Consider the following 15,015-nt stretch of genomic DNA (forward strand, 5'->3'; position numbering starts at 1 on the left):
TAGATTAAGAGTTAAAGATAAACGTAAAGAATGTTGCAAAATGAATAATTAGACTTTTACATAGCTCCTTAATCATCAAAGTTTAAGCTTTGTAATGATGATGACGAGTTTTGAACCTTCTTAGATAGAAGATAGAAAGGGTGGAAAGGCATGTTCAAAAAAGTTTTAATTGCTAATCGTGGCGAAATTGCTGTCCGTGTAATCCGTACATGCAAAGCATTAGGGATTACCACAATTGGAGTTTACTCAGAGGCTGATGCGGATGCTCCCCATGTAAAAATGGCAGATGAGGCCTATTTAATCGGAGGTTCCCGTGTAGCAGAAAGCTATTTAAATATCAATAAAATTCTAGAGGTCGCTCAGGTTTCAGGAGCGGAGGCTATTCACCCGGGATATGGCTTGCTGTCTGAAAATACGGACTTTGCCCGTCGCTGTGAGGAAGCAGGACTTGTATTCATCGGGCCTTCTCCAGAGGTTATTTCTAAAATGGGAAGTAAGATTGAATCACGCAAAGCGATGGAGGGAGCGGGTGTTCCTGTCGTTCCAGGGATTACCTACCCATTGGCAGATGAAGAGGAAGCGGTAGAAGCGGCAGACCGCATCGGTTATCCTGTTATGCTAAAAGCCTCCGCAGGGGGTGGTGGAATTGGAATGCAGGTGGTCCATAACGGGGATGAAATCCGAAAAGCATTTGCGGGGAACCAAAAGCGGGCTACTGATTTCTTTGGCGATGGAGCAATGTATATTGAAAAATTTGTTGAAAATCCAAGACATATTGAGATTCAAATCTTGGCAGACGGTTTTGGAAATACCGTTTACCTTTGGGAACGTGAATGTTCGATCCAACGCCGTCATCAAAAAGTCGTAGAGGAAGCCCCATCATCGTTTATTACTGAAAAAACTCGTACCAAGATGGGGGAGGCTGCAGTAAAAGCGGCCCAATCGATTGGGTATAAAAATGCAGGAACAATCGAGTTCTTAGTTGATGAAGAGCAAAATTTCTACTTTCTTGAAATGAATACCCGTTTGCAAGTGGAGCATCCTGTTACGGAAGAAATTACAGGATTGGACTTAGTTGAAAAACAATTGCAAATCGCTGCAGGTGAAGCTCTGAAATTTTCTCAAGAAGACGTAAAACGTGAGGGTCATGCCATTGAGGTTAGAATCTATGCGGAAGATCCCAAAACATTTTTCCCTTCACCTGGAAAAATAACAAAATTAGAGTTGCCGAACGGACCTGGAGTTCGACATGAATTAGCTATTCACGGTCAATCTGTAGTCACTCCTTTTTATGATCCAATGATTGCTAAGCTTGTCGTCAAAGGCAGCAATCGTGAAGAGGCAATAAATCGTCTGCAAGCTGCATTAGCTGATTATCATATTGAAGGTATTAAAACAAATATCCCAATGCTGCAAGAGGTTATTGCCCACTCGGCATTCCATTCAGGTGATACGACAACAGACTTTGTTAACAAGTATTTAAAAACTAAAAAAGAAAATAACGTAAAATAGGAGGAATTATCATGAGTGAAGTAATTGCAGTCATGGCAGGAAATGTATGGAAGGTATTAGTTAAAGCTGGAGATCAGGTAGAAGAGGGTCAAGATGTAGTGATTTTAGAATCGATGAAAATGGAAATTCCAATTGCAGCTGAATTCGGTGGAACGGTGAAAGAAGTGAAAGTGAACGAAGGCGACTTTGTTAATGAAGGCGACGTCATTGTAGTAGTTGAATAAAGCCTGGATAAAGGTGGAAAGGAGATGAAACAATGAAGTGGCCGGAAGGTGTAACGATTAAAGAGGTTGGTCCTCGTGATGGATTGCAAAACGAAAAGGCATTTATATCAACAGAAGATAAAATCGCTTGGATTAATCAATTGTCAGATAGTGGACTAAAACATCTTGAGATTACCTCTTTTGTTAATCCCAAATGGATTCCTGCACTTTCAGATGCAGTTGCCGTTGCTACTGGCATTACCAAAGTGCCTGGTGTCACCTATACAGCACTCGTTCCTAACCTTCAAGGTTTGGAACGGGCATTTAAAGCGAACATTGATGAAGTAGCAGTGTTTATGTCAGCAAGCGAAGCACATAACCTAAAAAATATAAATAAAACGATTGGCGAGACTTTCCCTGTGTTACGGGATTTGGTCATAGAAACCATTTCAGCAGGAAAATTAAGCAGAGGTTATGTTTCTACTGTTTTTGGCTGTCCGTATGAAGGTGATGTTGATATCGATGCGGTCATAAGAGTTTCCGAAACTTTATTTGACATGGGTATTGCAGAATTGTCTCTCGGTGACACAATCGGTGTGGCAAATCCAAAGCAAGTTCAAGAAGTGTTGGAAGTTTTATTAAAAAGATTTCCAGCAGATAAATTAGCCATGCATTTTCATGATACACGAGGAACGGCTTTGGCCAACATCTTAGTATCGTTAGAAATGGGAATTACCATTTTTGATTCTTCCCTTGGCGGCTTAGGAGGATGTCCTTATGCGCCTGGAGCATCTGGAAACGTAGCAACAGACGATTTACTTTATATGCTTCACGGGATGGGAATTCACACTGGTGCTGATCAGCAAAAGCTGCTTCATGCATCCCAATTCATTCAGGAGAAGCTTGGCAGACCTTTACCAAGTAAAAGTTTTCAAGCCGCGAGTTCCAAGTTGGGTGGAAAGCTTGGAAATGCTTTGTGAGAAAGGTGAGATCATGAGTAAAACCATATTAGTTAACAAGATGGAAAACGGAATCGTGATGATTACTTTAAATAGGCCGGAAGCTGCTAATGCTTTATCCTTACAGATGTTAGAGGGGCTCAAGAGCGCCATTCTTACCTGTAAATATGATCGATTAGTTCGCTGTATCGTCATTACAGGGGCTGGGGAGAAAGCTTTTTGTGCGGGAGCTGATTTAAAGGAACGAGCTGGAATGGATCCGGTTGAGGTGAGGAAGACGGTTTCTTTGATCCGTGAAACTATCAACTCTTTAGAATCATTACCCCAACCGGTCATAGCGGCTGTGAACGGAGTTGCTTTTGGCGGAGGAACTGAACTAGCGCTCGCTTGTGATATCCGTATTGCCTCTGAAACTGCGAAGCTTGGACTGACGGAAACATCACTGGGAATTATTCCTGGTGCAGGCGGAACACAGCGTTTACCAAGATTAGTAGGAAAGGGACGTGCAAAAGAGCTGATTTTCACTGCAAGACGAATTGATGCAAAAGAAGCCCTTGAGATTGGATTAGTAGAGTATACGGTCTCTGTTGAAAGCTTAATTGATAAAGCATTAGAAATTGCAGGACAAATTGTTCGGAATGGCCCGATTGCCGTTGCACAAGCAAAGTTCGCAATCGATAAAGGCTTTGATGTAGAAATAAACACCGGTCTGGCCATTGAGCAAAATGCCTATGAAGTGACGATGTCAACAAAAGATCGTTTAGAAGGATTACAGGCTTTTAAGGAGAAACGCGCCCCAATCTACAATGGTGAATAAGAAAACTAGATTAATAGGAGGAAAAATAATGACAGTGGATATGAAACCTTTACAACAAACACTGAATGATCGAGTCGAACAAATCAAAAAGGGCGGAGCTCCCAAATATCACGAAAAAAACCAAGAGCAGGGAAAACTGTTCGTTCGCGAGCGTTTATCATTATTATTCGATCCTGGCTTTGAACTGGAGGACGCGCTATTTGCAAACTGCATGGCGGGGGATCTTCCTGCAGATGGTGTTGTGACAGGGATGGGCAAGATTAATGGCCAGCTTGTCTGTGTGATGGCTAACGATTCAACGATCAAAGCCGGTTCTTGGGGAGCTCGGACGGTTGAGAAAATCATTCGAATCCAAGAAACAGCTGAAAAACTTCGAGTGCCATTATTATACCTAGTAGATTCTGCTGGAGCTCGGATAACGGATCAGGTGGAAATGTTCCCGGGGCGTCGTGGGGCAGGAAGAATCTTTTACAATCAAGTAAAACTTTCAGGTAAAATTCCTCAGATCTGTATTCTGTTTGGCCCATCTGCTGCTGGTGGAGCCTATATTCCAGCTTTTTGTGACATTGTTATTATGGTTGATAAAAATGCATCGATGTACCTGGGATCACCGAGAATGGCCGAAATGGTTATTGGTGAAAAAGTAACCTTGGAGGAAATGGGCGGCGCGCGCATGCACTGTTCTGTTTCAGGCTGTGGTGATGTTCTTGCAAAAAATGAAGAAGAAGCCATTTCAATGGCAAGAAACTATCTTTCTTATTTCCCTGCTAATTTTTCAGAGAAACCGCCAGTTCGTGAGTCTGTGACTCCTAAACCATTGAAAAAACCATTAGAAGAGCTGATTCCGGCTAATCAGAATGCACCATTTAATATGCATGATCTAATAAACGGGATTATTGATGAAGACTCCTTCTTTGAGATCAAAAAACTTTTTGCTGGCGAACTTATTACAGGACTTGCCCGCATGGATGGGAAACCTGTCGGAATCATTGCCAATCAGCCGCGTGTTAAAGGCGGGGTATTATTCCACGATTCAGCAGATAAGGCTGCAAAATTTATTAATCTTTGTGATGCCTACCATATTCCCCTTTTGTTTTTAGTTGATGTTCCTGGATTTATGATAGGTACAAAGGTAGAACGGGCAGGAATCATTCGTCATGGTGCGAAAATGATTTCAGCAATGGCTGAAGCAAGTGTTCCAAAAATCTCTGTTATTGTACGTAAAGCATATGGAGCTGGTCTTTATGCAATGGCTGGCCCTGCATTTGAACCGGATGCTTGTCTTGCATTGCCTTCTGCTCAAATTGCGGTTATGGGACCAGAAGCAGCAGTTAATGCCGTTTATGCTAATAAAATTGCAGAGCTTCCTGAAGAGGAGCGAACCGCATTCATAGAACAAAAACGTGAGGAATATAAAGAGGACATTGATATTTACCATTTAGCTTCCGAAATGGTGATCGACGGTATTATTCCAGCAAACTCATTGCGTAAAGAGCTTGTTAATCGTTTTGAGGCATACTCTTCAAAATATCTCATTTTTTCAGAACGAAAACACTCTGTATATCCGGTCTAATTTTTAACAGTTAATTTCAAATGTAAGAGACTCTATTTTAATAAGGAGGCGGATCCTGTGAAGAATGGAAAAATTGTGAACTCCTTTGTGGAAGCAATACAAGATATTTCAGATGGCGATACCATCATTGTTGGTGGTTTCGGACTGTGCGGAATTCCGGAAAGAGCAATTCTTGCCTTAAGAGATCAAGGAACGAAGGATTTAACAATCGTTAGTAATAACTGTGGCGTTGATGATTGGGGGCTTGGTCTGCTGCTTGCAAATAAGCAAATTAAGAAAATGGTTTCATCGTATGTGGGTGAAAATAAAATTTTTGAAAAGCAGTTTTTAAGCGGTGAGCTAGAGGTCGAACTAGTCCCTCAAGGAACGCTTGCTGAACGAATTCGTGCCGGCGGCGCCGGAATACCTGGTTTTTATACGGCTACTGGGGTGGGAACTCCAATTGCAGAAGGAAAAGAGCACAAGGATTTTAAAGGAAGAACCTATTTATTAGAAGAAGGAATTGTCGGCGATTTTGCCCTGGTGAAAGCCTGGAAGGCCGACCCACTTGGAAACCTTGTTTTCCGAAAAACATCACGCAACTTTAATCCATTGGCTGCAATGGCCGGGAAAATTACAATTGCAGAAGTCGAGGAAATCGTTGGGGTAGGAGATTTAAATCCTGAAGAAATCCATACGCCAGGAATCTACGTTCAACGTGTGCTGCTCGGAACAAACTATGAAAAACGGATAGAAAGACGTACAGTAGTACAAGCCTAATAGTTTAAAAGAGACAAGGAGTGAGTGGATTGAAGGATGCGCGGTTAACCATTGTAAAACGTGCGGTTCAAGAAATTCAGGATGGAATGAACGTAAATTTAGGGATTGGGATCCCTACCCTTATTGCCAATGAAATTCCAAGCGAATACAACGTCTTGCTTCAATCAGAAAATGGCTTATTGGGCATTGGACCTTATCCGGTTGAAGGGACAGAAGACCCCGATTTAATAAATGCGGGAAAAGAAACGGTAACTGCTGTACCTGGTGCTTCTTTTTTCGACAGTGCAGAATCATTTGCAATGATTCGCGGTGGTCACATCGACCTTGCTATCTTAGGGGGAATGGAAGTTTCTCAAACAGGAGATTTGGCTAATTGGATGATTCCAGGGAAGATGGTCAAAGGAATGGGCGGAGCCATGGACTTAGTAAACGGCGCAAAACGTGTTGTGATTATTATGGAACATGTTAATAAGCACGGAGAATCAAAGGTCAAAAAAGAGTGTACACTTCCCCTTACTGGAAAAGAAGTGGTCCACCGTTTAATAACAGATTTGGCTGTATTTGATTTCACTCCGGAAGGAATGGTTCTCGTGGAAACCCAGGACGGAGTATCGGTTGAGGAAGTTATTGAAAAAACGGAGGCTTCATTTAAAATTGGTGTCGAATTACTAGTTAAGTAAAAGGTGTTGGGCAAAATCTTATAGCAATAATGGAGGCAGTTTCCTACCGTAAGGATCATTATTTTATTGAACTAGATGACCAAGATTAAGTGGTTGATGAGATATTTTTTAGAGCTGTCCTTAAGGCAGCTTTTTTTTGATGAAAGGATTAGGTTATAGATTAAAAATTTATACAAATGTTTAATTATTGGTTTTTTTGTCCATAGTTTTTAAGTAAATCATTTTTATGGAGGGCATTAAACGTGGGAGAATTTACAAAAGAAATAGTACCATTACCCGAGGAATTTTATGTTCAGCCCACGCTTGACCTGGCAAAGGCATTGCTCGGATGCCTCCTTGTAAAAGAAACGAATGAAGGAATGACAGCAGGATATATTGTCGAAACAGAAGCTTACATAGGTCCTGGTGACAGGGCTGCACATAGCTACAATAATAGAAGGACGGCAAGAACCGAGGTCATGTTCCAACGGTCCGGCCTGGCCTATACCTATGTTATGCATAGGCACTGCCTCTTCAATGTGGTTAGCGGCGGTGAAGAAAATCCTGAAGCCGTTTTGATTCGTGCCCTTGAACCTCGAGATGGTCTCGAGATTATGAAAATAAGGAGGGGCATTGAAGAACTTTCAAAACTGACAAATGGCCCTGGCAAACTGACAAAATCATTGGGCATTACCATGGAGGACTATGGACGTCCCCTCACTCCTCCACGATTATTTATTGCCAAAGGCTTTTGTCCAGAAAGCATATCAGTCGGAAAAAGGATTGGAATTGAAACATCTGGTGAAGCCCGTGATTATCCATGGCGATTTTGGGTTACTAATAATCAATATGTTTCACGGCATCAAAAGTCTGAGTATGTAATTGTCTGAACAGTAAAAAGGACTTAACTCGTTGGTTAAGTCCCTATAATAAATGGATTCGTTAGTTTTCCTTAGTAATTATTAGGCTTACAGCCAATAATTTATTCCTTTCCTAAAGTTTATTTATCGAAAAGGATTATCCATTTAATCCTTTTGTTTCGATTTTACTAGTATGAAGTTTTTTCCGAAAGGACAATCCTAATCAACACCTCCTCATCATTAAATTGGATGGGTTCTGATCACCTGGACCGATAAAATCTAATGCGGCAGGAGAAAATACTGTAAATTTTCTTTTACTGCCCTCCAAAGCAATTCGGATTGGCTCATGAACTTCATGAGCCTGAAAGAAATTACCTCCCGTGATTATTCTCTTTTTCTTCCTCCTTACGATGGCAGTCATATTTTTCTTGCTATCTGCGTTAACAGTGGCACGCTCTTTCACTTTCTCATTAAGTACTAATAGTCCTTTCTCGGTTTGGAAAACTTCTTCTTCAATCGAAGCGACCATTCCGATTTCACGTTTGTTTATGACCAAGATGAAGTTATATCCTGTATCAGTTTTCTTTTGTAAAATGTTAACTTCATCTGTGATAAACGTGACGAATTCTTCGGGTTCTTTCGTGTGTGAATCTTGAGAGTTTTCTTTTTGCTTAATGACTCGATAATATGCTTTTGCTCCAATTCCTTCATCTGTAAAATCAAAAGGTTTTATACTCTGGGTGCGTACAAAGAATAATTGATTTACCTTCTCTTTACTGTTTAATTGGACACATAAAGCAACATCTTCTTTCATCACCGTTCCTTCTTCGTCAGAATGCATAGGGATATTCATTTTCATCCCTGGAAATTGAACGAAGATGTAACTGAAGTTTTTCTTAGGCTGTACATTCGAAAGTCTCATAAACTCACAACCTTTCCGATTTGTACAAGATTATTTTCCTTGTAGGTGTATAATTCAATATCGTTCTTCACATTCCTGTATGATTAGAAAGAGTTTTCATCGTCACTTTCTTATGAAATACGATGGTTCCTCCTAAATTATGAGTAAATCTCCTAGCGAAACATGTAAATGATAAAATTCTGCTTTCTAAAACGACAATTTACAGCCTATTATTGAGTATATTTTATAAATCCTGTTAGATTCTTTTTTTGGGAATTTTTTTTAGGTTGTGCACTATATGGAAGGATATGGATAAAAAAGTAAGGATGTCAGTGCTATATTCTCGAGTTTGAATGACATTCTTGTATACAGCAAAATACACCGTTTTTTTGACTTTGTGTGACCTTGAATTCAATGATAAGATGAAACCTACGTAAAAGAACAATTCGCCCAGGGGAAAAGAACTGAAAGGAATGATTTGTTATCAATCATTTACAATTAAGTTATACGAGCGAAATGGAAAAAGCGATGTATAGTGCACATGGTGTAGGTCATGAAGATTACAGAAGACATCATACAGTGAGAATGAGAGTCGAAAAACGCCGTAAAAAGGATTATACTAATTGTCTTAGAATGGTTGCAGATTTAGACCGGCTTGTTCATTTTAATAATCGATTAAAGGCATGAATCAAAGTGGAAACCAATGTGAATGAACACTGGTTTCCTTTTTTTGATTAAAAGCAAAAATAAATAAGAAAAATTCCTCATCCTTGTCTTATTTAGGGTGGTTTTTTTCCCATTTATTAAACTTATAAATAGGTTAATCTTAACTGGACAAGAAAATTTAGGTTCAGTAGACTAAAAACTAATTCATAATAAATACCTTTATTATCATAAGAGGTCATACAAGCAACTTTAATTAGAGGGGTAAGTTTGCTCTGAAATAATTAGAAAGCAATAGTAAAATTTCCTGTCACCTAATCTACTATAGCGGAGGAATGAACATGTTAGAATTTGATACAAATATGGACCAACTCGCCAAGATTAAAGTCATCGGTGTTGGCGGCGGGGGAAATAACGCCGTGAATCGTATGATTGACGAAGGAGTTGAAGGTGTAGAATTTATTGCCGTTAATACAGATGCACAAGCTCTTAATCAATCAAAAGCAGCGGTCACGATGCAAATTGGTACAGCATTGACAAGAGGTTTGGGAGCTGGGGCTAATCCAGAAATAGGTAAAAGAGCTGTGGAAGAGAGTAAACAGCAAATAAAAGAAGTGTTAGCAGGTGCAGACATGGTTTTCGTTACAGCCGGTATGGGAGGTGGTACCGGCACAGGTGCAGCGCCTGCCATTGCTGAAATTGCCCGCAATCTTGGTGCCCTGACAATTGGAGTTGTCACACGTCCGTTTAAATTTGAAGGCCGCAAGCGTGCAGCTAACGCAGAAACTGGAATTAATGAAATGAGGGAAGCAGTAGACACCTTAATTATTATTCCCAACGATCGCTTATTAGAGATTGTAGATAAAAAAACACCCATGATTGAAGCTTTTCGGGAAGCGGATAATGTACTACGCCAGGGTGTTCAAGGGATTTCCGATTTAATTGCTGTGCCAGGGCTAATCAACCTTGATTTTGCTGACGTGAAAACGGTCATGTCCCATAAGGGAACTGCCTTAATGGGAATTGGTATTGCTAAAGGTAAAGATCGTGCTGTTGAGGCTGCGCAGAAAGCCTTAAATAGTCCCTTACTTGAAACTTCTATCAATGGAGCTCATGGTGTGATCATGAACATAACTGGTGGAAATAATTTAAGTCTTTTTGAAGTACAGGAGGCAGCCGATATAGTTGCTTCTGCTTCTCATGAGGAATTAAATATGATTTTTGGTTCGGTCATTAACGAAAACTTAGATGAAGAAATTATCGTAACTGTTATTGCCACTGGATTCACTGAGCAAGAGGAGATATTAGCACAACCGCTTTCCCAGCCATCAATGGAAGAAATGTCTAATCCATATCAAAGGGAAAAACGTATACAGCGTGAACCAATAAACCGAGGCGAACCAGTTCAAGATTATGAAAGACACTCAGAACAGTCAGAAGAATCTCTGAATATACCAGCGTTCTTGCGCAATCGAAAAAAACGATTTTTATAAATTTAACATCCGCATTTTCATTTGAAAGGGTCAAAAGGACAAAACTTGTAGAATCTAATAGAATATGTCCTCATGAAAGGCTCATGAGGACAAATCTTGTAGAATCTAATAGAACATGTCCTCATGAAGTAAAACCAACGTTTCAGGAATACAAAAGTGTATTTAAAACCCGTAATGTTTGGGTCAGTATGCTAATGGCTATTTTTTACATGATGTACTTATTAGTATTTACCTGCTTCATGCCGATTTTTAGCTGGTGTTTCGAAAATATAGTACTGGCCAATATGGAGCCAACTTAGGAATCATGGGGATAGGGATGTGGACAGCCGTTGTTTTCTTCTTGTTATCCTTCTTACTTAAGGAAACCGAACCGGAAAAAGTATCTCGTGATATTTCAGAATATTCCGGAATTAATATATCTCTTTAAATTAAAAAAAGGACGCTTTCATAATGTGTTGGAAAATACATTACGAAAGCGTCTTCGTGTTAACTTTAAAATAATTTCTTCACTTGTTATTTTTTCAATGTAGTGGTTGAACTTCTAATCACAAGCTCAGGCTCATAAACGATGGATGGAGGAATGTTGTCCTTTTTTTCGACAGCAGCAACAATCCATTTTGCAGCATCAATACCCATTTGCATTTTTGGATGGGTTACTGATGTAAGCTTTACATCTGATGCCTCTGCTAAAAAGGAGTCATCGTAGCCAACAATCGAAACATCATCAGGAATACTTAATCCAAGTTCTCTTAACATATTTAATATTTGTAAGGCCAGTTGGTCATTGTAACACACTATTGCTGAAGGGATTGAATCTGCATTGAAAAATTTTTCTAATCGCTCTAATAATCTGCTATCTTTTTCATCGGTGGTATAGGTAATCACCATCTCCGGGAAAAATGTGATGCCATGCTCTCTGAAAGCGCGGATAAAGCCCTGCATACGATTTACCCCTTGGAGGTCATCAGTTTTAAAGAGTCCAACTATCTTTTCATGGCCTAATTTAATTAAATGTTCAGTAGCCGCAAAGCCGCCGTGCTCATCATTCACAATGATATGAGGAGGCATAAGCTGGGGATAGAATTGGTTAATCATTAAGTATGGGATATGGTTCTGTTCTAATTCCAGATAGTAATGAATGTTAGGATTGTAATTGCTGCTTTTGGTAGGCTCAACAATAAGACCGTCAATGTTCCTGCTTAACATCGATTGTAAACATTGTTTTTCTTTCTCAACATCATTATCCGTACAAGCAAAGGTTAAAGAATATCCCTCAGCTGTTAAATATGATTCAATTCCTTTGATAATGGAAGGGAAAATATAGTCAGAAATGTAGGTGGTTATAACTCCGATATTTTTTCCATTACTTGATTGATTCTGGATTTGAGGCTTTTCATTCCCCAACTTATTGGAACAAAAGGTTCCAGCACCTTGTTCTCTGTATAGCCATCCCTCATGAACCAAATCCCCGATAGCTTGACGAATCGTATGTCTGCTTACACCAAACATTTTGACAAGTTCATTTTCAGAATAAATCTTATCCCCAGGTTTTACCTGACCGCTAGTTATCCATTCTGTTATCTTTTCCTTTACCATATTATATTTAGTTTGTTGAGCCAATTGGATTACACCACTTTCAACTTGGAAGCAAGTTTATTTACTTATGCGTACAACATGTTTAATAAAATAATATTAACAAAAAAACAAGAGATTGACCATGAGATAATTTACTAGCATTATACGTACAAGTTGCGGCTGACCTATTATTTGTGATGCTTTTGGAATTTGTATAGATCAAGCTTTTGAATATGTATCCTCAGATTGCACAGTGTAAGGCTATATCGAAAATCATGTTATAATAAAGTTGAGCTATGTTCCGTAATAAGGCAATAATAAAAAAGAGTAGGAGTTAATAAAATGATTAAAGTTGTATGTAAAGCAAAACTAAAACCAGGTGTAAAAGTGGAAGAATATTTTATATTGGCAAGAGAAGTTGTGTCAGAAACTAGAAAAGAAAAAGGCTGTATAACGTACACACTTCATCAAGATATCAATGATCCGACCATCCTTACTATGCTCGAAGAATGGGTGGATGAAGAGGCTCTAAATCAACACAATAAAAGTGAACATGTTATGAAAATTGTTCCAGAGCTTAGAAAACTTCGAGAAAGTACAGAAATCAACCTTTATAGAGAAGTAAAATAATCCCCAATGGAAATTGGATCGAGTTTATGGAGATGAATCCTAAATCTCCATATATGAGAGGTAAAAAAAGGAAGTACTTACATATCCTTCTTGTCCCGAGCACCTTCCTCCCACGATAATGGTGCCTGATTTAGAATAAATGAGAAAAAATATGCTTTCTAAAACGACAATTTATAGACTATTCGCTAAATTATGTATTAAAATGAATTTTATATATTATAGCTTCACGAAAATAATATAGGAAACCCTCGTTAGCAAATTTTATCGGATAGTAAAAACTTTTAATATAACCTTGGAGGATGCTATGAACTTTGTTAGTACACGCGGAAACGTAAATAAAATTGGTTTTATTGATACAGTCTTAATGGGATTAGCTAATGATGGGGGACTATTAGTCCCCGAGAAAATCCCGCATATTCCTGCAGATAAGTTAGAAGCAATGTCCCAGTTAACTTATCAGGAACTAGCATACGAAATCTTTTCCTATTATGTTGATGGTGAAATTCCAGACAATGAGCTAAAGGGTTTAATCGAGAAAAGCTACGCAACCTTCCGCCACCCAGAAGTAACACCTGTTCAAAAGCTGAAGGATAACATGTATGTGCTAGAACTGTTCCATGGTCCGACCTTTGCTTTTAAAGATATTGCTCTGCAATTCTTAGGGAATTTATATTCCTATGTATCAAAGAATACAGGTGAATCAATTCATATTCTCGGCGCTACTTCAGGGGATACGGGTGCCTCAGCGATTGAGGGTGTCAGAGGAAAAGAAGGCATTCGCATTTGCATTTTGCACCCCCATGGCAAGGTAAGTAAGGTACAAGAATTACAAATGACGACCGTTGATGACAAAAGTGTTTTGAATTTAGCCATAAATGGAACGTTTGATGATGGTCAAAGAATCATCAAGGAATTGTTCGCAGATGTGGATTTTAAAAACAAATACCATCTGCGTGCGATAAATTCCATTAACTTTGTTCGTATAATGGCGCAAACAGTTTATTATTTCTATGCGTATTTCCAAGTAACAAAAGAGACAGGTTCACAGAGCGTTAACTTCAGTGTGCCGACTGGAAATTTTGGAGATATATTTGCTGGTTATCTTGCAAAGAAAATGGGTCTGCCGATTGGTAAACTCATCGTGGCGACCAACGAGAATAATATTTTAGAGGATTTTATCCGTGATGGGGTGTACATGCCTGGTGAGTTCCGCAGTACGTATAGCCCTTCTATGGATATTCAAGTAGCTAGCAATTTTGAGCGATATTTGTACTACCTGCTTGGTGAAAATCCAAACGAAGTATCTGACTTAATGGAGAAATTCAAGTCAGAAGGGAAAATTGTCGTGAACGAGAAGCAGCTCCGCCAGGTGAAAGAGGATTTTGCGGCACATGGAGTTGAAGGGAAAGAATGCTTGGAAACCATCAGTAAGTACTATGCTGAAACGAATTATTTATTAGATCCACATACTGCTTGTGGGGTCGCTGCATACGAAAGTTGTAATGAACCTATTGAGGTTTGTGTTACACTTGCAACAGCCCATCCGGCAAAATTTAATGAATCCATTGAACGTTGCGAAATTAAGCAGACATTCCCTGAAGAAATTAGACAATTGTTTAATAAACCACAGCATCTAGAAGTTGTTGAGGCGGATAAAGATGAAGTGGTTCGTCAGTTAGAAACACTTTTTCGTTTTTCAGCTAAATAAACTCTAATTCTTTTAAAAGAAAAGGCAACTACCCCTTATTTTGTACTGCACCCCAAAAGTTATAGTGAAATCTAATTTTTGGGGTGTTTCTTTATGGCTAAGTATAGTGAAGGGTTTAAGTTAATGTTAGTAAAGGAGTATCAAGCAGGTAAATTAGGATATAGGCTTTTAGCACAAAAGCATAATATGAAGGATCATACACGCATTATGAGATGGGTAAAAGTTTACGAAAAATTAGGGGAGAAAGGTTTAATGAAAAAGAAGAGTAAGGAAACTTACTCTGTTCAATTCAAGCTGGATATATTAAGCTTTATGAAAAGAACAGGTTCTTCAGAGGTTGATACAGCCCTTCATTTCGGGCTAACTAACCCTTCTATGATAGCTTCGTGGAAGAAAGCTTTTTCGGAGGGTGGTGCCGAGGCCCTGGAAAGATCGAAAGGGCGGCCTCCCATGTCTGATAAAGCCAAGAACAGAAAAAAAACTGTAGAAGAAAAGGAATTGACTTACGAACAAAAATTGGAAAGAGAAAATGAGCTCCTTCGTTTAGAGGTAGAATACTTAAAAAAGTTACGAGCTTTTCAGATGGATCCGGAAGGCTATCTCGAAAAGCACAAGCAGCGTTATCATTCGAACTCAAAGAAACCTTCAAATTAAAAGATGTTTTATTAAGAGTCGGTATTCCTGAATCTTCTTACCATTATCA

15 protein-coding genes are annotated in these 15,015 nt (G+C 39.1%); 13 read left to right on the plus strand and 2 right to left on the minus strand.

The genetic code is table 11. The annotated features are described in order from the left end of the window. Positions 1–150 precede the first annotated feature (150 nt). The 8 genes from accC (at position 151) to J7E77_RS19140 (ending at position 7,372) form a co-directional block, all read left to right on the plus strand. Positions 151–1,512 (plus strand): acetyl-CoA carboxylase biotin carboxylase subunit, encoded by a 1,362-nt coding sequence (gene accC / locus J7E77_RS19105; protein WP_214716449.1) that lies wholly within the window; start codon positions 151–153, stop codon positions 1,510–1,512. A gap of 11 nt (positions 1,513–1,523) precedes the next feature. After that, positions 1,524–1,736, plus strand: a complete 213-nt coding sequence (locus tag J7E77_RS19110) for an acetyl-CoA carboxylase biotin carboxyl carrier protein subunit (protein ID WP_214716451.1) — start codon at positions 1,524–1,526, stop codon at positions 1,734–1,736. 32 nt (positions 1,737–1,768) lie between these two features. After that, positions 1,769–2,695 (plus strand): hydroxymethylglutaryl-CoA lyase, encoded by a 927-nt coding sequence (locus tag J7E77_RS19115; RefSeq protein WP_214716453.1) that lies wholly within the window; start codon positions 1,769–1,771, stop codon positions 2,693–2,695. 13 nt (positions 2,696–2,708) lie between these two features. Further along, positions 2,709–3,491, plus strand: coding sequence for an enoyl-CoA hydratase (locus tag J7E77_RS19120; RefSeq protein ID WP_214716455.1), 783 nt, complete (start codon positions 2,709–2,711; stop codon positions 3,489–3,491). Between the two features lie 40 nt (positions 3,492–3,531). Further along, positions 3,532–5,064 (plus strand): acyl-CoA carboxylase subunit beta, encoded by a 1,533-nt coding sequence (locus tag J7E77_RS19125; RefSeq protein ID WP_168246049.1) that lies wholly within the window; start codon positions 3,532–3,534, stop codon positions 5,062–5,064. A gap of 72 nt (positions 5,065–5,136) precedes the next feature. Further along, on the plus strand, positions 5,137–5,823 hold the full coding sequence (locus J7E77_RS19130) for a CoA transferase subunit A (protein ID WP_374102989.1): 687 nt from the start codon (positions 5,137–5,139) through the stop codon (positions 5,821–5,823). Positions 5,824–5,852: 29 nt separating this feature from the next. Beyond that, a complete protein-coding gene (locus J7E77_RS19135) occupies positions 5,853–6,503 on the plus strand; it encodes a 3-oxoacid CoA-transferase subunit B (protein WP_214716458.1) in 651 nt (216 codons plus the stop codon). Positions 6,504–6,745: 242 nt separating this feature from the next. Next, positions 6,746–7,372 carry a DNA-3-methyladenine glycosylase gene (locus tag J7E77_RS19140; protein ID WP_308160704.1) on the plus strand — a complete coding sequence of 209 codons (627 nt, stop codon included), beginning with the start codon at positions 6,746–6,748 and terminating at the stop codon, positions 7,370–7,372. Positions 7,373–7,565: 193 nt separating this feature from the next. Here J7E77_RS19140 and J7E77_RS19145 read toward each other — a convergent pair whose 3' ends face one another. After that, a complete protein-coding gene (locus tag J7E77_RS19145) occupies positions 7,566–8,264 on the minus strand; it encodes a hypothetical protein (protein ID WP_214716459.1) in 699 nt (232 codons plus the stop codon). Between the two features lie 495 nt (positions 8,265–8,759). On the opposite strand from J7E77_RS19145, the gene J7E77_RS19150 reads away from it, so the two are divergent. Further along, positions 8,760–8,930 (plus strand): YuzK family famiily protein, encoded by a 171-nt coding sequence (locus tag J7E77_RS19150; RefSeq protein ID WP_214716460.1) that lies wholly within the window; start codon positions 8,760–8,762, stop codon positions 8,928–8,930. 317 nt (positions 8,931–9,247) lie between these two features. Beyond that, positions 9,248–10,399: a cell division protein FtsZ gene (gene ftsZ, locus J7E77_RS19155; protein WP_214716461.1), complete on the plus strand. Its 1,152-nt coding sequence runs from the start codon at positions 9,248–9,250 to the stop codon at positions 10,397–10,399. Between the two features lie 513 nt (positions 10,400–10,912). Here the strand turns inward: ftsZ and J7E77_RS19160 are convergent. After that, positions 10,913–12,019 (minus strand): GntR family transcriptional regulator, encoded by a 1,107-nt coding sequence (locus J7E77_RS19160; protein WP_285290615.1) that lies wholly within the window; start codon positions 12,017–12,019, stop codon positions 10,913–10,915. A gap of 297 nt (positions 12,020–12,316) precedes the next feature. On the opposite strand from J7E77_RS19160, the gene J7E77_RS19165 reads away from it, so the two are divergent. The 3 genes from J7E77_RS19165 (at position 12,317) to J7E77_RS19175 (ending at position 14,966) form a co-directional block, all read left to right on the plus strand. After that, on the plus strand, positions 12,317–12,604 hold the full coding sequence (locus J7E77_RS19165) for a putative quinol monooxygenase (RefSeq protein ID WP_088086698.1): 288 nt from the start codon (positions 12,317–12,319) through the stop codon (positions 12,602–12,604). A 304-nt stretch (positions 12,605–12,908) separates the two neighbouring features. Then, the gene (gene thrC / locus J7E77_RS19170; protein ID WP_214716463.1) at positions 12,909–14,312 is read left to right on the plus strand and encodes a threonine synthase; all 1,404 of its coding nucleotides are present in this window, start codon (positions 12,909–12,911) and stop codon (positions 14,310–14,312) included. 93 nt (positions 14,313–14,405) lie between these two features. Continuing rightward, positions 14,406–14,966, plus strand: coding sequence for a helix-turn-helix domain-containing protein (locus J7E77_RS19175; protein ID WP_214716465.1), 561 nt, complete (start codon positions 14,406–14,408; stop codon positions 14,964–14,966). Positions 14,967–15,015 lie beyond the last annotated feature (49 nt).

The organism is Bacillus sp. ISL-77, assembly GCF_018613105.1.